Annotated in this window: 20 protein-coding genes; 12 read left to right on the top strand and 8 right to left on the bottom strand. The window is 45.4% G+C overall.

The window, feature by feature from the left end; translation table 11 throughout:
• On the top strand, window positions 1-180 hold a 180-nt coding region (locus tag DFQ00_RS27425), incomplete at its 5' end, for an IS30 family transposase (protein WP_146236148.1).
• A gap of 7 nt (window positions 181-187) precedes the next feature.
• Here DFQ00_RS27425 and DFQ00_RS27420 read toward each other — a convergent pair.
• A complete protein-coding gene (locus tag DFQ00_RS27420; protein ID WP_110899600.1) occupies window positions 188-757 on the bottom strand; it encodes a hypothetical protein in 570 nt (189 codons plus the stop codon).
• Between the two features lie 27 nt (window positions 758-784).
• Entirely contained in the window at window positions 785-1,018 is a 234-nt protein-coding gene (locus DFQ00_RS27415; RefSeq protein ID WP_110899599.1) for a helix-turn-helix domain-containing protein, read from the bottom strand.
• 241 nt (window positions 1,019-1,259) lie between these two features.
• Between DFQ00_RS27415 and DFQ00_RS27410 the strand changes: the two genes are divergently transcribed.
• Window positions 1,260-2,984, top strand: coding sequence for an Eco57I restriction-modification methylase domain-containing protein (locus tag DFQ00_RS27410; RefSeq protein WP_110899598.1), 1,725 nt, complete (start codon window positions 1,260-1,262; stop codon window positions 2,982-2,984).
• A gap of 148 nt (window positions 2,985-3,132) precedes the next feature.
• Entirely contained in the window at window positions 3,133-3,369 is a 237-nt protein-coding gene (locus tag DFQ00_RS27405) for a hypothetical protein (protein WP_110899597.1), read from the top strand.
• 396 nt (window positions 3,370-3,765) lie between these two features.
• Here the strand turns inward: DFQ00_RS27405 and lacZ are convergent, their stop codons facing one another.
• On the bottom strand, window positions 3,766-6,906 hold the full coding sequence (gene lacZ / locus DFQ00_RS27400) for a beta-galactosidase, LacZ type (protein WP_110899596.1): 3,141 nt from the start codon (window positions 6,904-6,906) through the stop codon (window positions 3,766-3,768).
• Window positions 6,907-7,001: 95 nt separating this feature from the next.
• Between lacZ and DFQ00_RS27395 the strand changes: the two genes are divergently transcribed.
• The 4 genes from DFQ00_RS27395 (at window position 7,002) to DFQ00_RS27380 (ending at window position 10,098) form a co-directional block, all read left to right on the top strand.
• Window positions 7,002-7,871, top strand: coding sequence for an AraC family transcriptional regulator (locus DFQ00_RS27395; protein ID WP_244214013.1), 870 nt, complete (start codon window positions 7,002-7,004; stop codon window positions 7,869-7,871).
• A gap of 285 nt (window positions 7,872-8,156) precedes the next feature.
• Complete coding sequence (locus DFQ00_RS27390; RefSeq protein ID WP_110899594.1) at window positions 8,157-9,107, top strand: helix-turn-helix domain-containing protein; 951 nt, start codon at window positions 8,157-8,159, stop codon at window positions 9,105-9,107.
• A gap of 30 nt (window positions 9,108-9,137) precedes the next feature.
• On the top strand, window positions 9,138-9,626 hold the full coding sequence (locus DFQ00_RS27385; protein WP_110899593.1) for a DinB family protein: 489 nt from the start codon (window positions 9,138-9,140) through the stop codon (window positions 9,624-9,626).
• Between the two features lie 190 nt (window positions 9,627-9,816).
• Complete coding sequence (locus DFQ00_RS27380; protein ID WP_110899592.1) at window positions 9,817-10,098, top strand: hypothetical protein; 282 nt, start codon at window positions 9,817-9,819, stop codon at window positions 10,096-10,098.
• Window positions 10,099-10,249: 151 nt separating this feature from the next.
• On the opposite strand, the gene DFQ00_RS27375 is transcribed toward DFQ00_RS27380, so the two are convergent.
• The gene (locus DFQ00_RS27375) at window positions 10,250-10,612 is read right to left on the bottom strand and encodes a hypothetical protein (protein ID WP_110899591.1); all 363 of its coding nucleotides are present in this window, start codon (window positions 10,610-10,612) and stop codon (window positions 10,250-10,252) included.
• A gap of 443 nt (window positions 10,613-11,055) precedes the next feature.
• Between DFQ00_RS27375 and rhaD the strand changes: the two genes are divergently transcribed.
• The 4 genes from rhaD to DFQ00_RS27355 all read left to right on the top strand — a co-directional run bounded on the left by rhaD (window position 11,056) and on the right by DFQ00_RS27355 (window position 15,808).
• Entirely contained in the window at window positions 11,056-11,916 is an 861-nt protein-coding gene (gene rhaD / locus DFQ00_RS27370; RefSeq protein ID WP_110899590.1) for a rhamnulose-1-phosphate aldolase, read from the top strand.
• 390 nt (window positions 11,917-12,306) lie between these two features.
• Window positions 12,307-14,124, top strand: a complete 1,818-nt coding sequence (locus DFQ00_RS27365) for an APC family permease (RefSeq protein ID WP_110899589.1) — start codon at window positions 12,307-12,309, stop codon at window positions 14,122-14,124.
• 136 nt (window positions 14,125-14,260) lie between these two features.
• On the top strand, window positions 14,261-14,482 hold the full coding sequence (locus DFQ00_RS27360; protein ID WP_110899588.1) for an immunity 17 family protein: 222 nt from the start codon (window positions 14,261-14,263) through the stop codon (window positions 14,480-14,482).
• 345 nt (window positions 14,483-14,827) lie between these two features.
• Complete coding sequence (locus tag DFQ00_RS27355; protein WP_110899587.1) at window positions 14,828-15,808, top strand: iron-hydroxamate ABC transporter substrate-binding protein; 981 nt, start codon at window positions 14,828-14,830, stop codon at window positions 15,806-15,808.
• Between the two features lie 220 nt (window positions 15,809-16,028).
• Here DFQ00_RS27355 and DFQ00_RS27350 read toward each other — a convergent pair whose 3' ends face one another.
• Window positions 16,029-18,626, bottom strand: coding sequence for a glycine betaine ABC transporter substrate-binding protein (locus DFQ00_RS27350; protein ID WP_110899586.1), 2,598 nt, complete (start codon window positions 18,624-18,626; stop codon window positions 16,029-16,031).
• Window positions 18,592-19,821: a quaternary amine ABC transporter ATP-binding protein gene (locus DFQ00_RS27345; protein ID WP_110899585.1), complete on the bottom strand. Its 1,230-nt coding sequence runs from the start codon at window positions 19,819-19,821 to the stop codon at window positions 18,592-18,594. Before DFQ00_RS27345 ends, DFQ00_RS27350 begins: the two co-directional genes overlap by 35 nt.
• Before the next feature lie 500 nt (window positions 19,822-20,321).
• Here DFQ00_RS27345 and DFQ00_RS27340 point away from each other — a divergent pair, with 500 nt between their 5' ends.
• On the top strand, window positions 20,322-20,933 hold the full coding sequence (locus tag DFQ00_RS27340) for a GbsR/MarR family transcriptional regulator (protein WP_110899584.1): 612 nt from the start codon (window positions 20,322-20,324) through the stop codon (window positions 20,931-20,933).
• A gap of 52 nt (window positions 20,934-20,985) precedes the next feature.
• Here the strand turns inward: DFQ00_RS27340 and DFQ00_RS27335 are convergent, their stop codons facing one another.
• Together DFQ00_RS27335 and DFQ00_RS27330 are read right to left on the bottom strand one after the other, a co-directional pair.
• Complete coding sequence (locus tag DFQ00_RS27335; RefSeq protein ID WP_167433859.1) at window positions 20,986-22,404, bottom strand: helix-turn-helix domain-containing protein; 1,419 nt, start codon at window positions 22,402-22,404, stop codon at window positions 20,986-20,988.
• Between the two features lie 272 nt (window positions 22,405-22,676).
• The gene (locus DFQ00_RS27330) at window positions 22,677-23,984 is read right to left on the bottom strand and encodes a DUF5050 domain-containing protein (protein ID WP_208643830.1); all 1,308 of its coding nucleotides are present in this window, start codon (window positions 23,982-23,984) and stop codon (window positions 22,677-22,679) included.
• Window positions 23,985-24,065 lie beyond the last annotated feature (81 nt).

Here is a 24,065-nt window from a genome sequence, read left to right as displayed (position 1 = left end):
TCGAATGAAAATGCCAATGGGCTCCTGCGAGAGTTTTTCCCCAAGGGAACGGATTTCGCCCAAATCACGGATGAGGCTCTAGAAAACGCTCTGGATTTGATCAATCACAGACCACGAAAATGCTTGGGGTGGAGAACCGCTCATGAATCCTTTTCAGAGGAACTGTCGCACTTGGCTTGACAATCCGTCAAATAGAATTACTGTTTGAAACTAAAGCTTTTAATAGGGCAGTATCTTCTGATGAGACGAGTTCTGTTTTGTCGCTTCCAGTAACTAATCTAGCCTGATATTTTTGAGTGAGTTTTCCTGTTCTATCCAGTGTTGATAACATTTCACCGGATACAACTTTAACTTTAACAATAACGTTTTGTTTAGAAGGTCTAACAAGGACATATCTTCTTGAGGGTGAAATTTCCTCATTCCATACTTGAAAGTTATTTGCTTTTTGAGTATATACATCGAAATTTTGACCAATATATCTTGGCTGAGTTTTCTTGAAAGTTTTTGGTACAGGATATCCTAAGGCTTCACAGATCAATGTTTTAACAACTTTTGATCTAGTTTTGATAGGTAAAGACCCTAAATCAATCCCAACTAATTTGTTATTTAACAATACTTCTAATTCACTTGATGGAATCCAATATGTTGCATCACCAATCGGAATCTCATCAAAAATGCTAAGACCACTCTTTGTAATGTTTTCAGCAAGTTTATTGGCCAAATCTAATGTAGATAAATTTGTTGTTATGGTTTCCATTAAGAACTTCCTCTGTTTCTTTTATGATTAAATTTCAAAGTCAAATAGCTTAGTGATAGGAACTTCAAGGGTGTTAGCAATTTTCTTTAAATTCAGTACAGAAATATTTCTTTCACCTCTTTCGATACTGCCTATATAAGTTCTGTGAAGACCTGATTTAAAAGAAAACTGTTCCTGAGACCAACCGTGCTCTTCTCGTAATGTTTTTATGGTTGTACCAATTTTCTGTAGATATAAGGTGTCTGGTTCTTTATATTTCATAGTAAAATCTTCCCTTATTGATGTTTTTAAGTCGACAGACTATAAGTATCATTAACTCGTCCTATTTATGTTGAAAAATTTCGTGTACAATATAACAGGAGTGAATTATACTGCTTATTTTTTGAAATGAAATGAAATGAAATAGAGCTGTACTTGTCTACAATCGCTTCGAATATAAACATCAGTTCCACATACGTCTACTTTTTAACAAAGAGGGCAAGTACAGTAACGAGGTGAAGATGTGGTCAAATTAACCACAGATAAACAAAAAGCAACTGGATCTCATTACACACCTACAGGACTGGCAACTGTACTAGCTAGACGCTTACTTTCAGAGGTCAAAGAAAATGATCGAGCTCTGAATGTACTTGACCCTTCTTGTGGTGATGGCGAACTATTATTGGCTATTGCTGAAGAATCGAAAGATCATAAGCTGAACTTAATAGGTGTTGAAGAAAATGATGACGCAATCCAGGATTCAATGAAAAGATTTACAGACACAGAAATCAAAGAGGTTACTTTAATAAAAAATGATTATTTAGAGATGGTTAATCTTGATAATCATGTTGATCTTTTTAATTTTAATGAATCTGAATCTAATGATCTAGTGGACATTATTATCGCTAATCCACCATATGTACGAACTCAAATTCTTGGTGCTGAAAAGGCACAAATGCTATCAGAAAAATTTAACCTTAGTGGTCGTGTGGATTTATACCACGCTTTTTTGGTAGCTATGACTTCTCAGCTTCCAATTGGAGGTTTATTAGGTGTTATAACTTCAAACCGCTATTTAACTACTACTGGCGGTACTGCAATAAGACAATTTTTAGATGAAAATTATGAGATTATTGAAATAATGGATTTAGGTGATACAAAATTATTTAGTGCAGCGGTACTTCCAGCAATTTTCATTGGAAGAAAAAAACATAAAAATGATAAGACTAAAAATAATGACAATGCTAAATTTTTTAGAATTTACGAAGCTGTTGAAGAAGCTAGATTGGATATCGAAACAAATACAGTAAATTCTATATTTGAAATATTAGAGGTTAAGCAATCGGGGATTTACGAAGCGGAAGGCAAAAAATATAAAGTTTCTCTTGGTGAGCTGGACATCCCTAAATCATATAAAGAACCTTGGGTGATGGCTTCATTGGATGAACAAATCTGGATAGATAAAATAAAGCAAAATTCAAAGTATCTAATAGAGGATGTCGCAAAGGTAAGAGTAGGTATTAAAACAACTGCTGATCCTGTTTTTATTAAAAATGGTTGGGAAGATTCATCGAATGAGATACAACCTGAAAAAGAATTGTTAAGACACCTTTTGTCTTCTGATCATGCTTCGAAATGGAGACCAATTGAAAAAAGACCAGCTTTAAGGGTTCTATATACGCATAAGGTCGAAAATGGTAGACGTACTGTAATTGATTTTAGTCAATATCCAAAGGCATTATCTTACCTTGAAACACATAGGGAACGATTAGAAGGTAGAAAATATGTTATTAAAGCAAAACGTAAATGGTTTGAAATTTGGGTTCCTCACGACCCTAATAGTTGGGGGAAGTTAAAAGTTGTATTCCCTGATATCAGCCCTGAACCCAAGTTTTTCTTAGATACTGAGGGCTGTATTGTAGACGGAAATTCATATTGGATTACACTGAATGAGGGTTTTAGTGAGGATATTTTGTTTTTAATTCTTGCTATTTCTAATACTAGGTTAATGACTAAATATCATGATATTTCTTTTCAAAATAAACTGTATTCAGGTAGAAGAAGATATTTAACTCAATATGTAGAGAAATACCCTATTCCAAATCCTGAAACAGAGTATGCCAAAAAATTAGTTTCTTTGAGTAAAGAGTTAGTCTATAAAGAAAATAATCTTGAAAAAGTAAAAGAAATAGAAAATAAAATTGAGTATTATTCAGCAAAGGCCTTTAATGTTGAAGTAGTAGAATAATTTGAAGTGGTCAAATCCACTTCTTTTTTTTGCTGTAAAACCAATCGGTTAAACCTGCGCTTTATCCTACATGTATGTAGGAGGATGCATAGAGTAAACAGGTTTACTATGAGATAAGATAAGAAATGATAGGATAGGAGAGGATCAATTGAGAAAAAGTACAAAGTGGGTATTGTGGTTTCTGGGCTTGATGCTGGCTGCGATTTTTATTAATTTTTATATGAATTTATTTAGTTTTGCTTACGCGTTGATTGCCGTAGTGTTGATGTTCTTCACCGGATGGGGATTTCTGGCGAAGCTGAAAAATGACGTTCGCCAGCATGAGGACCATCACAAGAGAATGCATGACTCGGCCATGGACGATATAGACCGCTACACGAGATAACGGGCAATCTTTTTCGTTGGACAACTTATATTTGGTATTTGGATAAGCGCATTTCTATGATTTTCTATGACGGGTTACAACTATGCTGTACGATACTGGGAAGGGCTTAGGCCTACCCTAATTTTTCATGTGCGCTTTGGCAATAGTGCTGTGCGCTAATGAACACCAGAGACGCTATTAAGGCTTCTCAGGATCGTTAGCGCTTGGGCGTGGACGATAGTCCCTGACGCATAGCCTTTCATTGTATGAGCAGGTGCACACGACGAACATAACGAGAAAAAAATCCCTGCCAGCATCATGCCAGCAGGGATTTTTACGATTGGTATCAGAGGAATCCACACACTATTCCATCCCTGTGCCAACCCTTACACAACATACTACATATTACATCGCGCTTTATACAGGCTTCACGGTAAACGTGAAGTGATATGGACGATTCGCTTGCAGTGTATACTCTGGATGTGTACGTGCACTCCAGCTGTCGTCACCGCCAACGCCCATCTGCATGTAATTGATACGAGCGATGGTATGTGTGCTTACGGGCAACTTGTAGACGTGGTCGTTCGCTTCCAGCTCCTCTGGTGACCATGGCAGTGCGTTGATTTCAAACGGCGCAGTGGCTTCAAAATACAGACCGAGGCTGCCCTCTCCAGCAATTCCGCCCTCAGTAGCTGTAATCTCCGCAAAGCGTACATCGGTTTTGTTGCCACATTCCTGTGGTTTCAGGTAAGGCACAAACTGATCACGAACGGCTCCGGTGTAATAGCCAAGGCGTGCGCTGGTCAGACGGTCGATATAGTTGTCATGCGGCCCCCGGCCGTACCAGGAGATCGTATCCAGACTGTCTTTGAATTCAAACAGCATACCGAACTCAGGCAGCTCAGGCAGACCTGCACCGGGAACGAGGGTTTGACTGATCTCAAGATCACCAGTTGGTTTGATACGATATGTGATTGACAGCGTACTTCCCGGGCTACTCTCCCACGTATAATCCGTTGTCACATGGCAGCCCTGCTCATCCGTATAATATTCGAAACGAATGAGCTTGCTTGTTGCATGAGCATCCCGCCAGAAGGCAGCACGTTCATTCAGCTCGTTGCCCAGATCGTTATCCGTCATTGCACGCCAGAAGTTGACACGAGCAGGGGACAGCAGCTGCTCCTGCTGGCTGATCTGATACGAGGTAAGCGCACCGGTAGCCGAACTGAATTCTAAAGAGACTTTGCCCCCCTGCACTTTCAATGCTCCGCCCTGCACTTCCTCAACCCGAAGCATATCACCTTGCCCCGCAACCACTTGCTGGATTGCACGCAGACGTGGAGATACGACAAATTGCTCCCAGCCAATCTCATGTCCTGCTTCTGCCCACTTGCTCGCCTCTTTAGTGACAACGGATACCGTAAGAACGGCTTCGGTGAACAGGTCAGACGATGATGTATAAGGAATATGAACCTCAATGGATTCGCCAGGCTGAGCTGCAACGTCCAGATGTCCTTTTTCCACAGGTACGCCGTTATGGGATAACGTCCAGGCGAGCGCATATTCGCTCAGGTCTGTGAACAGGAAATGATTCGTGATACGAATCAGCCCGGTTTGCAGACTGAGCGCTGTCATGCGAACGTTCTGATAGCATTTTTTGACTTCTTCGAGCTTAGGTGTGACCGTTTTATCTGCCAAAATCAGTCCGTTACCGCAGAAGTTGCCGTCATGCGGCGACTCGCCAAAATCTCCGCCATAAGCAAGATATTCCACGCCGTCTGCTGTCTTGGTGCGAATGGATTGATCCACCCAGTCCCAGATAAATGCCCCCTGCAGGATTTCATATTTATCAAACATCTCCCAGTACAGGTGCAGACCTCCGCAGGAGTTACCCATCGCATGGCTGTATTCACAGATGATATACGGCTTCTTGTCACCCTTCATGCGTGCATACTGCTCAATATCATTCGGGCTGATATACATGGTGGACTCAATATCGCTGGCTGAATCGGACGGGCGGTAGTGATACGTTCCTTCATAATGCACGAGCCTTGTCGGATCGACCTGCTTCAAATAGTCGTACATCGCGATGAAGTTATCTCCACCGAACGATTCATTACCGAGCGACCAGATGATGATGGACGCATGGTTTTTATCACGCTGAAACATCGAATTGCAGCGATCAATGACATTGTCGCGCCATTCCGGCTTGCTTGCCGGGATGTTGTCGTCGTTCATTTCTTTTTGCCCATAGTACCAGGTGCCATGTGTCTCCAGATTCGTCTCGTCAATGACATACAGTCCGTATTCATCACACAGCTCGTACCAGAGCGTCTGATTTGGATAGTGAGACGTGCGTACAGCGTTAACATTGTAGGCTTTCATCAGCTCGATATCACGGATCATATCTTCGCGTCCGATGGCCCGTCCTGAATCTGGCGAGAACTCGTGCCGGTTGACCCCTTTGAACACGATGCGTTTGCCGTTAATTTTCATCAGGCCGTCTTTGATCTCGAATTTTCGGAATCCAACGCGGCTGCGAACAGCTTCCACCGTTTCACCTGACGCATTCTGAATAGATAGCACCAATGTATACAGATTCGGCGTTTCGGCACTCCATAATAGCGGGCTCACAACCTGGGCAGAGAGATGTAACGTTAATTCTTCTTCATTGGCAAAAGAAACCTCTGCCGCCAGCGGCTCATTCCAGACCACCTGCTGCTCTGCATCATACAGCTGTGCTTGAACCGTCAAGCCGTCCACACGCTGTCCGGCATGATGATGGTACAGCTTCACATCGAGCTGAAGCTCTGCATCCTGATAAGCGTCATCCAGCTCAGTCCGAACGAAGAAATCGGCGATCTGAACCGGGGAAGGGGAGTGCAGATATACTCCACGGAAGATACCGCTAAGGCGCCAGAAATCCTGATTCTCCAGCCAGCTTGCATCACACCAGCGGTAGACCTCAACAGCCAGCTTGTTCTCACCTTCAGTGAGATAAGCTGTGATATCAAATTCTGCAGGTGTGAAGGTATCCTCGCTGTAACCGACAAGCTCTCCATTCACCCATACATAGAAGGCCGATTCAACACCTTCAAAGTGCAGCAGCACAGGACGGTCTTTCCAGTCCGCAGGTACAGTAAACGTACGAATATATGAACCAACCGGGTTATAGGTAGCAGGTGCGAAAGGTGGCTTTAATTCAGGCTCACGCTCCACCCATGGATACGTCATGTTGGTGTAATGAGGATAATCGTAGCCCTGCAGCTGCCAGTTCGAAGGAACGCTGATTTCATCCCAGCTGCTGGCATCATAGCTATTTTCATAAAAGGATGTAATACGCTGCTCTGGCGTTTCCGCAAAGCTGAACCTCCACAAGCCATTCAGAGATTGATACCAAGGGGAGGTCGTAAATTCATTAGACAAAGCCTCTTCTATAGATGGAAACGCTACCATATTGGCATGGGCCGGCAGACGATTCACCTGAAACGTCTCGGGATTATTGTTCCATTCCGGATATCCATTAGCCGGAGGGGTGTGCACGAGTTTCTTTCGCATAACAGCAGCTCCTTTAATCATGTTATAATATATTCACAGTATAGAATTGATCAGGCACTTAGAGAATAAAGGATATTGCCCATATATATCACAATATGAAACTAAGTATAGAGAGTGTGGTGTGCGGGATGAATACACGGATTTTTTTTGGCAAAACAGATGAGGCTGCCCGTCTTCCGATCTATATGACCACGGTTGGTTATTGGGAACATCAATATGAAACTGAACGTCCCGAAGGCTTCCCGGATTACCAGATTCATCAGATTATTCGGGGGCAGGGCAGGCTGATTATACAGGATGAGAAGGAATATATCGTGGGCCCTGGAGAGGTGTTCATTACCTATCCTGACATTCCGCACCAATACATGCCAATTACGGATCGCTGGGAGCTGGCATGGGTATCCTTTCAGGGGCGTGAAGCGAGTCAGCTGCTGGCGTATGCAGGCATTACCTGCTCAGGTGTATATAAGCTCAGAAATGCCGAATTGCTGCATGCATTACAGCAGATGCTGATGAGGTGCGAAGGGGTGGAGGATACACTTGATGCAGATGGTGATCGGGACAGCTCCAAGCATCTGTACGCCCTGCTACTGGATTTGAAGCCTTTACTCATCGCGGCGGGCAACGATAATGACGAGATGGAACGTCTGAAGCCGGTGCTGCGTTACATTACAGAGCATCTTGCTCAGCCCTTGTCGTTAAAGGAGCTGGCTGATGTGGCCGTGGTATCCCCGCAGTATTTGTGCCGTTTGTTTCAGAAGGCGTTGCATGTCCGGCCTGTATTCTATGTCAATCAGGAACGAATCAATCGCAGCAAACAGCTCATGTTCAGTGAACGGGCGCTGCGGATCTATGAAGTCGCCGACCGGGTGGGGTACGAGAATGCCAGTTATTTCTGCGCCATGTTTAAACGACATACCGGTATGAGTCCCGAGCGGTTTCGCAAGCTGCATGGCTTGACCTGACCTGCTGGCGCCAGAACATTTTTGATCTGTTCTTCATCTGAATTTCAGCTTCTATTAAGGTAGAAGGGATAAGATAACTCTTGTAAACCCCTTCTCGTGTTAAATAGATGTGTGACTGGCCCTGTTCGGATTGTCCTCCGAGCAGGGCACTTTTTTTACCTGTGCGGAAAATCTCGTGCTATGATGAGAGAGAAGAAAACCATTACGATACATCAGCTGTTATGGTAGATATGGATATAAGTAACGCTCTATTTTTATAAGGGAAGGGAAAGGCAGGGATTTGCATTGCATGCGCGTCTGCACTCGCTGTACCGCCCGGTACAAATCAATGGACTTGATCCTCGTACATATTATATCGAACATGCGCCCTCGCCTTCACTTGCGCCTTATGCGGCCTGCTATTGGGAATCGGGAACCCGCAATTATATAGAAAATGATGAATACGGTGGAGAGGCAGGTGTTTGGGCTACCGAGCATTGGAAGTCTGCCACTTCTGCGCGGATACTGCCGGATGGCTGTACGGACATTCTCATTCATTATGATGCCGAGCAAGCTCGCTATTCGTACAGTTATTGCGGAAATTACACGCAGCCCTTTGCTTTTCCGTTATCGTTCGCGGCACCGCCTGCGGGAGCGTATACGTTTGGTGTTCGATTTTTTCCAGGTGGGGCTCCTTTTCTACACGGTCAGTCACTGGATCTGTTCACAGACAGACGAATTCCGCTGGAGGACTGCTGGCCGTTAACGTGGGACGACCTGCGGGGGAAGATGGAGGAAACAGTGAACTTTGCAGCACGTGTACAGGTGATGGATCAGTATCTCAGCCAGATGACGTTGCGCAATAGCTGTACACAAGCCGATCAGGATCTTCTCCAAAATGTACTTTACCGTATCTTCAGGAATAACGGACGTGCAAGTGTACAAGATATCGCAAAGAGTGAAGTAATTAGTGAACGGCAGCTGCATCGCAAGGTAACAGAGCAGGTGGGCATCAGCCCCAAGCGGTTCAGTGAAATTGTTCGTTTTCATCAGGTGATGCACGGTATTCGTGCAGGACAATTTACCGATGGTGTGACGCTTGCTCAGCAGTATGGCTTCTATGATCAGGCACATCTGATACGGCAATTCCGCAAGTTTTATGGAGACACACCGATGACTGCTGTACGGGAACAGCAACTGCTGTTGTCCGAAAAATACAATCTTTCGCCAGCCTCTTCCGTTATACTTGGCGTATAGATTGAAACCATGACAAAGGAGCAATAAATCATGAATGGAACATTGCAAATTCGGGAGCATCTGTTCACTGAACTGGAAACGGGCGTGCGCACAGGAGCTTCATTAATTCGAATGATTCGTACAGAGGACTGGACGTACCGTCCGCAGGATAATATGCGCTCGCTCGTTGAACTGGTGCATCATTTTATTCAGATTACAGCCTCTGATCTTGCCATCATGCAGGAAAAGGGGGAAGCGGAAGTCGGACAGGTGGAGAACAGCCTGGCTGGTATTCAGGATGTGGAGCAGCTGGAGAAGCAGCTCTGGAGTAATCTGGAGACGTACAAAGCGTATATCACAAGTTTAAGTGAAGAGGACTTTTTGAATCGCTCGACCAAAGCGTTCTATATGGAGCACGGGCATTTGCAGGTCCAATGGCAGATTGAGACGCTGACTCATGTGTTTCACCACCGTTCACAGCTGTATAACTACCTCAAACAGTTGGGTCATGAACTGAACTTTTATATGCTGTATGCTTAGTTAGATAAATAGATCATTAGAAGCTCCGCCGGATTACCTGGTGGGGCTTTGTTTGATTTGCATGCTGTACAGATGTCTATTAAACTTTCATGTCAGCTAGAAATGTACGTTCTACCACGGTCAATTCACCGTGGCTTTACTAGATTTCAAACATAGAATACCGTATCAAAGCAAAAAGGAGGTGATTTTGATGGCCATCCTTTTACCAATACAATATTACAATCTTCCAGCTGGTGTGGGAAAATCCTACTATGAAAATTTGTCCGGCGGTGCAAATGCGAGTGTCACCGTAAACAATACAGGAGATTTCCCGGTATCCCTCGTCATCACACGTGTCAATGCGCCTGTTGTTACGTATATCGTCCCAGCGAACAGCAGCTTGAGCATCGCCGCAAGCCTTGTTCTGGTCTTCGCCTTGCTTGCGAACCAGGGAGGAGCTGCTTCAGGAACAATTGAAGTTGCTTTGTTATAATCCAGTGTGCCTTTCAAGGTGTGTACCCCTGTCGGTATGATCGGCAGGGGTATTTTACTCGGAAGTGAGACAGAAATCCCCTGCAAGATGAAGGACAGGGGTTGGAGCCAAGTCAGGCTACAGTATGCTGAATAGAATCCCCTTTGTCCTGTCAAAGTGGGGCCGTGCCTGTAAGCTCATGTAGCACGATGCGATGAGCGGTCACCAGTTGTCCTGTACTGCTTTTACCCCATACGGAAATTTCGGTAGAAGCCGCAGCGGCTCCGCTGGTTGTAAAAACAAATTCATAACCATTCAGATTCGCAAAATACGTCTGAGAGAATACTTGCCCTGCATTCAGGTTGACAGATTGAAGTACATATAAGGTTCGAGTCCCATTCAGTGCATAGCCTTGAATCAGTACAGTGGATGTATTGGTCGGATCAGAATTGACCATTGTAATGCTTACTTGCTGTGTGGGTCTGCTACCGCCGGAGATATTATTCTCAATAGGGCCTGTCACGAGTGTAGCCATAGGTTGCACCTCCTTCCGCAAGGGACTGGCTGCTTCTTTGTAAAAATAAGAAGAATGCTAGAATAGTATATGTAAGCTCTACAGCACGCGTGTGGACATAGTGAGCGGCGGTCGGCAGTTTTCATAGTTTTTTTATTTCGCTTTCAGCTTCTATTAAGGTAAGAAGGATAAGATAATTGTTGTAAACCCCTTCTCGTGTTAAATAGATGTGTGACTGACCCTGCCGGGCGACGGCAGGGTATTTTTTTGTTTCTTTAATCTGTTCATGGTAGCTTTCAGTATTGAAATGAAGAAAAACAAAAGAAAATAAAATAATACGGATGATTAATATGTCGATTTCAATTGACGAACAAACATAAACAAAGGTATAATGAATGTGAAAAAAGGAACTTACTTTGATCGTGACAGCCCTGTTTTTCAGTTGAACATAGGAGAGGATAAGGATGAATGTGACCCTTCAGACCGAAAGAGAGAGAACGCAGCCGGCCGGCTTTGATATTCCCTTTGTACGCGAGATGGCAGAGATTACACAGCATATGTGGAAAAATGGCTGGGATGAGCGTAATGGCGGCAACGTCAGCTATCTACTGAAAGAGGAAGAAGTTGCACCGTATATGGATATTCATCAGGTGATTCGCACCATTACACCAGCCTTTTCCGTGCAGGAGCTGGCGGGGCAGTATTTTATCGTGACGGCTTCGGGCAAATATTTCAAAAACGTGCTGGCAGACCCGGAAGGCAATCTGGGCGTGCTGCGTGTATCGGCAGATGGACAGGAGCTTGAGGTATTATGGGGGCTGAAGGGCGGAGCCAATCCGACAAGTGAGCTGCCAACCCATTTTATGAGTCATATTGAACGTTTGAAAATAGACCCGAATCACCGGGTTGTCATGCACAACCATGCGACACATGTACTTGCGATGACCTTCATCCATGAGCTGCATGAGGCCAGGTTTACCAAGACACTCTGGCAGATGTGCACCGAATGTGTGGTGGTTTTCCCGGATGGCGTTGGTATCATTCCCTGGATGATGCCCGGATCGAATGAGATTGGACGCGCAACCGCGGAGAAAATGCAGGAATACCACGCGGTCATCTGGCCGCAGCATGGCATATTCGGAACAGGCACAACGATTGACGAAGCATTTGGCCTGATTGAAACCATCGAGAAGGCCGCACAGGTATATATGCTTGTTGCCGGCCATGATATCCGCCAGCGGATCACGGATGAGCAGCTGCGAGCACTTGCACTGCAATTCGGCGTGACCCCGCGTCCAGGTGTGATAGAAGGGGAGCCCAACTAAACATCTATCCACTGTCCGATTGCTTGCCGATCATGGCCCTGTTAGAATGTGCGCTGCACGGTTAAAGTATGCTTTTAGTTTATATATGATAATGTTGTCATATCGAACATCTGAAATATTTTGGCATTGATGGCCTTTGGTTCTTTGAACCGAGGGCCTTTTTCGTTTTTTCAGGCAATCAATCGTCGTTTTAGCTCAAAAACGTTCAAATTGCCGAATAAGAATGGCTTTGTTATCAAATATTGAATCGTAGAATGTATTATCACGCGCTGGCGATTTTCGAGTGAAATGACATATTGTCAATGGCTCCGCGATTTTGCATAATAACAATGCTTCACAGATGAGCAGAGACAAAGGTTCACAGATATGAAATGGAAGGAAGTTATAATCATGCTTGGCAAAATGAAGAGAATCTTAATCGGCAAGCCAATGAAGTCGGCTGAATTGGATGCAGAAAAATTGGGGAAATGGAAGGCGCTCGCCATCCTGTCCTCCGATGCTTTATCATCCGTGGCCTACGGTACGGAACAGATTTTGCTTGTGCTGATCGCGGCCGGATTTGCCGCACTGTGGTACTCGGTTCCGATCTCCATCGCCGTGCTGGGATTGCTCGTCATTTTAATTTTTTCGTATCGCCAGACGATATTTGCATATCCTACAGGGGGCGGTGCGTACATCGTTGCCAAGGATAACCTGGGCACCACACCGAGTCTGATCGCCGGAGGTTCGTTGCTGGTTGATTATATTCTGACGGTGGCGGTAAGCTCGTCGGCAGGGACAGACGCGATCACATCCGCTTTTCCTGTACTGCATGACTATAGTGTCATTATTGCACTGATTATGATTGTTTTCCTGACCGTTATGAATTTGCGTGGGGTTACGGAGTCGGCATCGGTGCTGGCCATCCCCATTTATCTATTTATTTTCTCAATTGCGATTCTTATTATTTCAGGTGGCATCAAGTTTCTGATGGGCGGTATGCACGCTGCGGCACCGGAATTCGGAGCAAGTCTGTCACATGTTAGCTTGTTCCTGCTGCTCAAGGCATTCAGTTCCGGCTGTTCGGCCTTGACCGGCGTGGAGGCGGTGAGCAACGCGATTCCGAACTTCAAGCAGCCTGCCGAGAAAAATGCGGCCGGAACGCTGCTGCTCATGGGATGTATCCTGGGTGCAATGTTTATCGGGATTACCCTTCTGGCGTACGGTTACGGTATTAAACCAGACCCGAAAGCAACGGTTATTTCCCAGATTGCCGAAGCGACGTTTGGCAGAGGAGGAATGTATTATATCATTCAAGGGGTAACCGCCTTGATTTTGTTCCTGGCAGCGAATACGGCGTACTCAGCGTTCCCGCTCCTGTCGTTTATGATGGCCAAGGATAAATACATGCCGCATATGTTTATGGTCAGAGGAGACCGGCTGGGCTTCTCTAACGGCATTATTTTTCTCAGTGTGATGTCTGCACTGCTCGTGGTAGGATTCAAGGGGGATACGGGCAGCCTGATTCCGCTTTATGCAGTCGGGGTATTCATTCCGTTTACACTATCCCAGCTAGGCATGATGATTCGCTGGATCAAAATCAAGCCGTCCGGCTGGAAAAGCAAACTGCTCGTTAATACGATTGGTATGGTTACCACGCTGTCCATTACGTTGATTTTTATTTTCACCAAGTTTACACAGACATGGGTTATCTTTATCTTTTTGCCGCTGGTAGTTTATGTGTTCATGCGCATTCACCGTCACTATTGCAATATCGCAGACGAGCTGCGGATTGACATCCAGGTGGATAAACCAGCCAAGAAGGGCAACACCATCGTCATTCCTGTGGCGGGCATTACCCGAGTGGTCATGAATACGATCAGTTACGCCCAGACGATGTCGGACCATGTGGTGGCACTGTACATTGGCTTCGATGATGAGGCAATTCGCAAGATGGAGCAGAAGTGGGAGGAATGGAATCCGGGTGTACGTCTGGTGGTGATCAAATCCCGCTATCGCAGCATTATGGGCCCCCTCAAAAAGTTCATTGATACGGTCGAATGGAAAACAGCCGAAACGGATCATATTACGATATTGATTCCACAGTTCATCACAAAGCACTGGTGGCAAAATGTACTGCATAACCAGACCAGCTTCATGATTCGGGCTTATCTGATTAATTATAAAGACGTGATTGTTACCACGGTGCCGTATCATCTTAATCGTTAATACACGGAGAAAAACACATAGCTTACGCCTCTAAAGCGTAGGTTTTGTGTTTTTTTACTTTCATTTCCTGTTCATGAGGTTACGGGAGAAGGTATAGTGTACACGATTGTACATAATTTGAGAAAGGAGGGTGTATATGCAGGATCAACCTCTGTTAATTGCTTTGCTGGCTATAGCGGCGGGCATTTTCAGCCTGCTCGGCGGTATCAATAACTGGGACTGGTTTATGAAGAGCTTCCGTGCTGGACTTTTTGTCAAGACGATTGGTCGTCAGGGAGCGAGAGTGGTGTATGGTGTATTGGGTATAGTTATGATTGGCATCGGGGTAACCCTATTGCTGATTGGGGGAGAGTTGTAAACGGGACGAGAGCGATATAACCTACATAGAACAGCATAAGACGAAGTGCCAGACGATTCCGTAATCCGTGTAAGCAATAGGAGAAGAGACAACAGCCGCATGAACCAAAGTAACAAAGAAATGCAGAGAATTATAATGAAGAGATCGGTAATCAGGATATCGGAAGGTTATTAATCTGGATGACGTAAAGCGTTCGTTGATCCGATCTATGGGAAAAGTTCACGGGGATTCTGAATCTCGGTGAACTTTTTTTATGAATTGACATACTATCGGCTCATATCATATAATCAACACGTTCATTAAATTGATAATGATAATCATTAACGTTTAGGGGAGACTACTTAGATGACGACAAAGAAGAAATACATATTGCCGTTTATTGTGCTGATGCTGTTTGCGATCATGGCCAGTGCGTGCGGTAACGGAGCTTCGAGCGGAACAGCGGACAACGACAATCAGGGGGCAGCAGCCACAGGAGGAACCGCAAGTAATGAGGCTACGAACACCCCGAATACGATAACATATTCATCCGAGACGGGGCCAATTGAAATTCCAGCCAAGCCCCAGCGAATAGTTGCTCTGACGAATGGGCCTAACGTGCTTTCTCTGGATGTAACACCAGTGGGAGTTGATAAATGGACGGCAGAGAACCTGTTGTTCAAGGATAAATTGAAGGGGGTTGCCATCGTAAGCGAGGAGGACCCGGAGAGTGTATCCGCTCTGAATCCGGATTTGATCATTGCAGGCTCACAAATGAAAAACCTTGAGCAGCTTTCCAAAATTGCTCCAACCATCGTATACACATGGGGCAAACTGGACTATCTGGACCAGCAGCTGGAGATCGGCAAAATTTTGAACAAGCAATCGGAAGCACAAGCATGGATTGATGATTTCACCAAAAGAGCAGGCGAGCTCGGCAAAGAGATCAAAGCCAAATATGGTGATCATGTAACGGTATCCACGATTGAAATTTTCGATAAAGATGTATTTGTAATGGGAGATCATTGGGCACGAGGAACAGAGGCGTTGTATCAAGCAATGAAGCTGAATATGCCGGAAAAAGTGAAAAATGACACGTTAAAGGAAGGCTATCATTCCTTGTCATTAGAGGTTTTGCCTGAATATATGGGCGATTTCATTGTGCTCAGCAGAGACATGGCTCGTGATAACGAAATAATGAAGTCATCCATTTGGAATAAGATTCCGGCCGTACAGAACAAACATGTTATTGAAATGGACACCAAAGCGATTACGTACAGTGACCCTACAACACTGGAATATGTATTGAGTATTTTCAAAGAAGGATTTATGGGTGCTGGAAAATAAATTAAATGCTCCACAGCCAGTGCACTTTCGTGATTGGCCGGGAGTAAACTTGCTGTAAACAAACGAGACGAGGCAGTCTTACAAGACTCTTTGTCTCGTTTCTTTATACATTAATAGCCCCCTTCTCCTGATGTTGGAGAAGGGGGCTATTTTTCAAGAAAAAAGATTAGAACGGGGTTTGAATGAGTCCGTATAACGTGTGGTATGGATATAATCCAGCTTAATTATCTTTTAAATCGGCAATGGATTTAACATCCATATAGGCCGGCACAACCAGACCGGTTTTGACACCTGTCATGTTGGCACCCAGATCGTCTATCTGATCTTTGTACTTGGCCCAATAGTCAGCATGGGTGAGTGGGAGCCAGGCCGCTGGAGAGGCATCCACATCACCTGTAGCCACGCCAGTCCACATCGGTCCGGCTTCCACTTGCAGTGCGGTTACTTTGTAACCGAGTTTGGTCTCCATCACATATTTCAACAGATTGGTACTTGCGATTTCGGAGTCCCAAGCGACATAACCTAGACGGAAGGTATTTCCGTTCACCGGAGTCAGACCTTTGGTCCATTCCTCAATCTGATCCGTATGCTTCTCCGCATAGTCTTTGGCGGCCTGCTCAGGAGATGTCCCTCCCTGAATGGCAATCATCATCTCACCCATATCATCGGAGGTCCACTTGAAACGGGACAGGAACTCATAAGCGACAGGCTGATCTGCTTTCAGGCCTTTACGGGCAATGGTATGAATTTCTTCGGCATCACCGTATACTTTATCGGGATCTTCCAGATATTTCAGATCATACTGATTGAACATCCAGTGAGGCGTCCAGCCAGTAATGATAATCGGGTCTTCGTTTTTGTAGGCTTTGTCCAGCGTAGCCGTCATAGCTGCGCCGGACCCTTCTACCAGATTCCAGTTCGTCAGACCATATTTCTCGATCGCAGTGGCAGTGGATTTCATAATACCTGCACCTGGATCAATTCCGATGATCTGATGATTCACTTCTTTTCCAATATTGGCATTTGCCGCAGGTGCAGCAGATGAATCGGAAGCAGTACCTTTTTCCAAGTCCTCAATGGAGTTTACATCTGTCATATATTTCGGTACAACGAGACCTGTGCGAACACCTGTCATATTGGCTCCAAGATCCTCAACCTGGTCTTTGTAACGTGCCCAGTAGTCGGCATGTGTCAGCGGCAGCCATGCGGCCGGAGAAGCATCTACATCACCAGAAGCAACACCAGTCCACATTGGACCTGCTTCTACCTGAAGCGCGTTGACTTTATAGCCAAGCTTGCTTTCCATCACATATTTCAGCAGATTCGTGCTGGCAATTTCGGAGTCCCAAGCGACATAACTCAGTTTGAATGTATCGCCGTTCACGGGAGTCAGACCTTTAGTCCATTCATTAATCTGGTCCGCATGTTTCTCCGCATAATCTTTGGCTGCTTGTTCAGGGGAAGTGCCATCCTGAATAGCAATCATCATCTCACCCATCTCATCGGAGGTCCACTTGAAGCGGGACAGGAACTCGTAAGCGACAGGATGATCTGCTTTCAAGCCTTTGCGGGCGATTGTATGAATCTCTTCCGCATCACCGAAGGATTTCTTAGGGTCTTCCAGATATTTCAGATCATACTTGTTGAACATCCAGTGCGGAGTCCACCCGGTAACGATGATCGGTTGTTTGTTTTTAATAGCTTTATCGAGTGTGGCAGTCATCGCGGCACCCGATCCTTCAATCAGATTCCAGTCAGACAGCTTGTAATCCTCAATAGCTTTGGCAGTGGATTTCATGATGCCTGCACCGGGGTCGATCCCGATAATCTGATAGTTTACTTCTTCGCCTACAGCATTGGCTGCGCCGCTGTTGCCACCAGCGGAGGTTGTATTTCCAGTGAAGTATTGAGAGAAACCAGCAACCAGTACTACCAGTGTAGCTGCCGCTGTAATCCAGGCTTTTTGTTTGGCCGAGAAACGAGAAGACTTTTTGCGCCCCGGCATAAACAGGTTTTGCGTAAAGCGGTCAAGCACGATGGCAAGCACAACGACGGCAAGACCGGCTTCAAAGCCTTTACCGATCTGCAGCTGTGTTACAGCACGATATACTTCCGCACCAATACCCTGTGCACCGATCATGGACGCAATAACAACCATGGATAGGGACAACATGATCGTCTGGTTGATACCTGACATCACGGTAGGCAAAGCGAGCGGGAGCTGTACCTTGAACAACTTCTGCATGGAAGTCGAGCCAAATGCATCAGCGGCTTCGACCAGTTCGCTGGATACCTGCCTGATTCCCAGGTGAGTCAGACGAATGGTTGGGGGAATCGCAAAGATGACGGATGCGATAACACCCGGAACAACGCCGAGGCTAAAGAAGGTTACGGCTGGAAGCAAATAAACGAACGCAGGCATCGTCTGCATGAAGTCAAGCAATGGTGTAATAATACGAGCTGCGGTTTTGCTATATGCCAGCCAGATTCCTACCGGTACCCCGATTAGAATGGAAATCAGCCCTGAAGTAATAACGAGGCCTAGCGTGTCCATAGATTGGGACCAGTAGCCCAGGTTATCAACGAGCAGGAATCCGATCACCGTAAAGAGGGTAAGCGGTAGTCTGCCTACTAGAAACGCAAGCACACCTAAGATGGCAATGAACAGGAGTGGGTGGGGCATCATAAACAGCCCGGAGAAAAATCCGACCACATCCTGAATAACGATAGAGATCACTTTAAACAATCCGGAGAGCGAGGAGCTCATCCAGTCAACGATGGATTCAATCCATGATGCTAGTGGTATTTTGGGTATCATTCAGAGCTTCCTCCTTTTCTGCAACTTCACCGCTTAGAGCACCCAGCAGGGCACCGCGAACGATAACACCTTGCAGACGGCCGTTTTCGCCTACAACAGCGAGTGGCACATGGGCAGAACTTACAATCTCGAACAATTCATGAATCAGGGTTTCAGGCGACACCGTCGGCCCATCCGTAATCAGAATGTCGTTTAATACTTTATTTTCGCGCATTGCACGTGTTGCGTCTTCTGCCGTAATGACTCCTAACAGCTTTTTCGAACGATCAATAACAAACAGGTTCGAGATTCCTCGTTCACGCATCAATTCGAGAGCAACACGAGGGCCGCGATCAAGTGTAATGGTTTCAGGGCGGCGCATAACATGGGACGCTGTAAGGACCTTGGACAAGTCCACGTCTTCGACGAAGCGGGCCACGTATGAGTTGGCCGGTTGAATCATAATTTCCTCCGGTGTACCGATCTGTACAACGGCGCCGTCTTTCATAAGAGCAATTCGATCGCCGATGCGCAGCGCTTCGTCCAAGTCATGGGTAATGAAAATAATGGTCTTTTTCATTTTATCCTGAAGCTCGATCAACTCGTCCTGCATATCCCGGCGAATCAATGGATCAAGCGCACTGAAGGCCTCGTCCATCAGCAGCACTTCCGGGTCATTCGCAAGTGCACGGGCTAGGCCGACACGTTGCTGCATCCCGCCGCTGAGCTCATCCGGCATCTTTTCTTCCCAGCCTTTAAGGCCAACCAGCTCCAGAGAAGTTTTAGCTTTCTCCCGGCGAACATCCTTATCTACTTTTTGAATTTCCAAACCATATTCCACATTATCAAGAACGGTTCGGTGCGGGAACAACGCAAATTTCTGGAACACCATACTAATTGTTTTCCGGCGCACTTCACGCAGCTGTTCTTTGTTCATTTTGCGCAAATCTTTACCATGGACCAGAATCTCGCCGGATGTGGGTTCAATCAACCGATTAAACATCCGCACCAATGTGGATTTACCACTACCGGACAGGCCCATAATGACGAAAATTTCACCTTCCTTGATTTCCATGTTGACCCGGTTGACACCAACCGTTATCTGTTTTTCTTTGGCCAACTTTTCCTTGCCCCAACCTTGCTCCAGTAATTGCAGACCTTGCTCGGTTTGGGGGCCAAACAGTTTACTTACGTTTTTCACTTCAAGTATGGTCATGTTTTCACCCCTTCTGATGTGTTGTGCACTTCGAACGGCGTTCAGCAGTCACAAGCCCATACACTTGTGCGCCCAGCCACGAAATCCGGTATCATTGCTTCGCTTCCCGTCTTTCTGGGTAACGTTTTGTATTCTAACAATACTTAACCAGTATATCAACTGAATAAACAGTACATAATGTTTATACAGTAAAAACTGTACAAAGTTTTCCTCTCGAATACTCCATCTATCTCCTTATTCTGGCTTATTCGGCATCTTTACATTTATTATGGCTTTTCCTACAATAGAAAATGAGCTGAATTAAAGCTTATTTTTTTGGTTAAAAGATCATATTAGGCAAATAAAGCATGGTAAAGTTCCCAATATTAGTATTTGGGTACAGGGTGTTTCCTGGCCTATAGGATGTCCGGCTGGAAGCTTTCTCATGTATGTAAGCTAGGCTTGAACATGCCGTAATTATTTTGCCAAGACTGGGAATGTTCAGAATGGAGGTTGCAAGCATGAGCTTGGACCATTTGAAAGAGGATCAGCAGGCTACCGTGCTGAAGATCCGTAAACGCGTGATTGAGGCCATTGGACGCAATATGGATCTATACGGCGTAACATTGTCCACGGGACATTTATATGGATTGCTATTTTTCGCAGACAAACCGATGACCCTTGATGATATGGGCCGGGAAATGGAAATGAGCAAAACAAGTATGAGTACCGGAGTGCGCACACTGCTGGATCTGAAAATGGTAAATAAGGTGTGGAGCAAAGGCTCCAGAAAAGATCTGTATGAAGTGGAGTATGACTGGCATCAGACCTTTACGGATTATTTCGTGATTAAATGGAGAAAAGCAGTGGAAAGTAACCTTCAAATTTTGCGCAAATCCGTTGACGAAATCAATCGCATTGTGAAGGGCCTGGATGAGCAGCATGATGCCGAGCTTCTGCGTATCCTTTCGGAAGATAAACGCAAGGTTTTGCAAGCGGAAGCATACTACCGCTGGTTGGACAGGCTTATTGATACGATGGAGGATGAAGAGATCTATAAGCTTGTTCCCAAAGAAGAGATCAGGGAAGAAATAAAAGACGAAGGTAAAGAGCAAATAAAAGAACAACTATAACGGCAATGGAACAATGCAAAGAGACCCTTTTGATATAAAGGGTCTCTTTGCATTATTGTCCGATTACACGTAGAGTGGACTGTTTCACATGTACGGAAGATCGGGCTACCACAGGCTCCACCGGGTTGCCTTTGAGTATACGACGGGAAGGCATCCACGCTGTGTTACCACGGGGCGGTAATGCGCATGCGGCGGCGCGGGTATTTGCTTGCTCTGCCCAAGCGGTGTGTTTGCGTTCCTGATGGGATGTATGAGATACTCCTGCTTCCAGACGTTGAAGCGCCATTTGCTTCAAGTAGAGCTTGGCTTGCGGCTCGCGGCCAGTCAGCTCTGCCAGACGCAAAAAGGTTTGCTTCCAATCGGCGGTTGCTTCAATAATGACGACAGGGGCAATATTTTTCAGATGATCATTATAAAGCTCACAGGAAGCATCTCCGATAATTAAATCCGGCTTGGCGCGGCGCAACCGATCGAGCATGTTTGTTATTATGCTGGTTTGCGCTACGGTTTTTGCCGCAGTTGCTGTAATGGATTGATTGATGTTTGCATTAAAGCTCATATCCAGTGCCTCAACAGGCTGCAATCCTAACGAGCATAGTTGCTCATCCAGACCGATGCTTGACACTGTTGCAACGCGCAATCTGTGTTTCTTCATATATATACTTGGTGCAATGCCAAGCAGCTGTTTGAACTTGCGGCTAAAATAATATTCATTGCCATAACCGAGTGATTCGGCTACATCTTTGAGCACGCAATGATCCTTTGTCAGTTGTTTCTTGGCTTCCTCAATACGCAGTTGGTTCAAATAATCGGTAGGAGACATGCCCTTGGCTTTCTTGAAACTGCGAGAGTAAGAACTTGGAGTCAATCCCGCAATCTTCGCCAGTTGATCCATGCTGATGCCTTCACTCATAAAACGTCGCATATATATAATGCTTCGCTCTACCGCAGGGTCTACCTTTTCCAGGTTAGCTTCCAGCCGGTGCTCGGACAGGAAGTGCAGCAGCTCATGCAGCTGGCTATGTATGCTGATAAAGTGATCAGCATGCTCTCCGCGATAGGAATCAAACAGCCTGCTCATGCGCAATGCTGCTTGCTGTTCGTTTCGAATTCGTATTTTGCCTGTCTGCCAATCCGAAGGCAGAGAGGGAGCAGGGGTCATTTTCCATTGACCACGTACTCGCTTCATGTGCATATGTTCCATACGTAATATTAGAAATTCTGTCATCTCCGAATGGGATACTGCCTCAATCGTTATACCAGGCTTAATCATAAATATTTCTCCTGCTTGTGCTTCATGCACGATATCGTCCAGAGCCAGCAGGCCTTTGCCTTGTAAAATAAGACAAAGTATGGGCCGGGTCACCGTCATGCCTTGGACACGAAAATGTCTTCTGCGGCGTACACGGCACATTGAAGAGAGCAGTGGCAGAGAAGAGGTTTCGGTTAGTTGGGGATACGATTCATTCATTCGGACCATCCTTTTGTCTTATTTTCTTAATGATAACAATTATCATTCTCAAATGGAAGGTGTTTTGAAAAAATTATTTTGACAAAAAAAACACAAAACCAAAATGCAAAAGAAAACCATAAGGAGAACGAGCAATAAAACTAAAATCATTCAGATCATTTATTCCAAAAGCAGAAAAGGATGACCGTCAGCACTATGGCTGAATCAGTCACCCTTATTCTAGCTTTAAGCTTTACATGGTTATACACGTAACAATCGTAGCATAGACGCTCTTAATTAGGTGTAATCAACAAGATGTTGTCCAGGAAAATATCACTCAGTGCCTTTTGTCCTGTTCCATTTGCCTCTGCATGATATAAACGATATTCATCGTTGGCATGAATGTAGAAAATCCCCGGAACATCATCACGCATGTGGAAGGTGTCCCATTCCTCGCCAGCAATTTTGCTGACCTTCAGTCCAGCGTTGACTGCATAGAGTCCGTTTTTGCCGGAGATGTAAGCAACCTCAGCCTTGTCATTCATGTATTGATTCATAATGTAAGTGACATTGCTTAGATTCAGGTTGGTCGTTTTGCTGACCTTGGTGGCCGTGACCATTTTGGCGTAAGCTTTTTGGTCCGCATCAATAATTACGACCTTGTCGCTTCCCACAGAACTGACCTCACGCACACTTTTGGAGTGAAGCAGGAACGTTTTGCCGGATGTGGTCAGGGCATACGCTTTCCCTTTGGTATAGTTGTACTCCTTGTCCTCGTTCAGACTAATTCCATTATTGTACACATACAGATTGTTGCTCCAGCCACCTGAATACACGGCGTTTACATCGAGCTTGGCTTTGGCATTTACTGCTGTGCCTTTGCCTGTATTGTAGTTGGCTTTGTACATTACAATTGCCTTGGTAGAGTAGAAGCGCTCGTCAGGGTTGGTGTTCACCATAAGCTGTAATTCATTTTTCGCGAAGTTAACAAAATAACGACTCTCTAAAGCGCCCTTTGCAAGACTCTGCACTGTGCCTGTGCCGTTTGAGGCCTTGGACGCAACCCAGGTTTTGCCGTTAATCAGTGTATTGTAGTAAACACGTCCTTTGGTCACGACAAGAAGCGGATAATTCGTATCTGCCTTCTCCGTGATTTTGGTAGCCGAGGAAGCGCTCTGATCACCATTCACACGGTAAATGGTACCCTTGGAGTCCAGGTAATAGATGAATCCGTTGTCTACATAATAATTGATTATATCGGAAGCAAAGGTCTCGGCTGCATCACTGGAGCCATCATTCTGAACACGAAGCAGCGTGGTGGAGGTAGGAGTCTGTGTGTAGTAAAGATACGATCCTGCAGCAACCATATCCACGCCTTCAAAATCAAGTAATACCTCTGTTGCTTTGCTGCCATCACCGGATACTTTGTAGAGCACACCATCCGAATCATAATAAACTGTCGATTGGCTTAGTGAAGCTGCTTGTGCATGGGCTCCTCCGCTTAATGCCCCGACTGCAAATAAACTCAGAAGCATTAATGTGCAGAGGGAGCGCTGCAAAAATGCAGGCTTTTTCTTCATTTGAACATCGTCACCTTTCATTCGTGTTATGTATGTAATGCTTTCTCTGCTATCGTAGCTTATATCGGTAAACAATGGAAGATTTGTTAGGATAAAAACCTG

Source organism: Paenibacillus barcinonensis (genome assembly GCF_003217495.1).
Lineage (GTDB): Bacteria > Bacillota > Bacilli > Paenibacillales > Paenibacillaceae > Paenibacillus > Paenibacillus barcinonensis.
This window is presented reverse-complemented; position numbering and strand designations above follow the sequence as displayed.

Excerpts from the sequence above, each read along its gene's own strand:
- DFQ00_RS27420 (WP_110899600.1), bottom strand. The coding sequence starts at position 757 with ATGGAAACCATAACAACAAATTTATCTACATTAGATTTGGCCAATAAA.
- DFQ00_RS27415 (WP_110899599.1), bottom strand. The coding sequence starts at position 1,018 with ATGAAATATAAAGAACCAGACACCTTATATCTACAGAAAATTGGTACA.
- lacZ (WP_110899596.1), bottom strand. The coding sequence starts at position 6,906 with ATGCGAAAGAAACTCGTGCACACCCCTCCGGCTAATGGATATCCGGAA.
- DFQ00_RS27395 (WP_244214013.1), top strand. The coding sequence starts at position 7,002 with ATGAAACTAAGTATAGAGAGTGTGGTGTGCGGGATGAATACACGGATT.
- DFQ00_RS27385 (WP_110899593.1), top strand. The coding sequence starts at position 9,138 with ATGAATGGAACATTGCAAATTCGGGAGCATCTGTTCACTGAACTGGAA.
- DFQ00_RS27380 (WP_110899592.1), top strand. The coding sequence starts at position 9,817 with ATGGCCATCCTTTTACCAATACAATATTACAATCTTCCAGCTGGTGTG.
- DFQ00_RS27375 (WP_110899591.1), bottom strand. The coding sequence starts at position 10,612 with ATGGCTACACTCGTGACAGGCCCTATTGAGAATAATATCTCCGGCGGT.
- rhaD (WP_110899590.1), top strand. The coding sequence starts at position 11,056 with ATGAATGTGACCCTTCAGACCGAAAGAGAGAGAACGCAGCCGGCCGGC.
- DFQ00_RS27365 (WP_110899589.1), top strand. The coding sequence starts at position 12,307 with ATGCTTGGCAAAATGAAGAGAATCTTAATCGGCAAGCCAATGAAGTCG.
- DFQ00_RS27360 (WP_110899588.1), top strand. The coding sequence starts at position 14,261 with ATGCAGGATCAACCTCTGTTAATTGCTTTGCTGGCTATAGCGGCGGGC.
- DFQ00_RS27355 (WP_110899587.1), top strand. The coding sequence starts at position 14,828 with ATGACGACAAAGAAGAAATACATATTGCCGTTTATTGTGCTGATGCTG.
- DFQ00_RS27350 (WP_110899586.1), bottom strand. The coding sequence starts at position 18,626 with ATGATACCCAAAATACCACTAGCATCATGGATTGAATCCATCGTTGAC.
- DFQ00_RS27345 (WP_110899585.1), bottom strand. The coding sequence starts at position 19,821 with ATGACCATACTTGAAGTGAAAAACGTAAGTAAACTGTTTGGCCCCCAA.
- DFQ00_RS27340 (WP_110899584.1), top strand. The coding sequence starts at position 20,322 with ATGAGCTTGGACCATTTGAAAGAGGATCAGCAGGCTACCGTGCTGAAG.
- DFQ00_RS27335 (WP_167433859.1), bottom strand. The coding sequence starts at position 22,404 with ATGAATGAATCGTATCCCCAACTAACCGAAACCTCTTCTCTGCCACTG.
- DFQ00_RS27330 (WP_208643830.1), bottom strand. The coding sequence starts at position 23,984 with ATGAAAGGTGACGATGTTCAAATGAAGAAAAAGCCTGCATTTTTGCAG.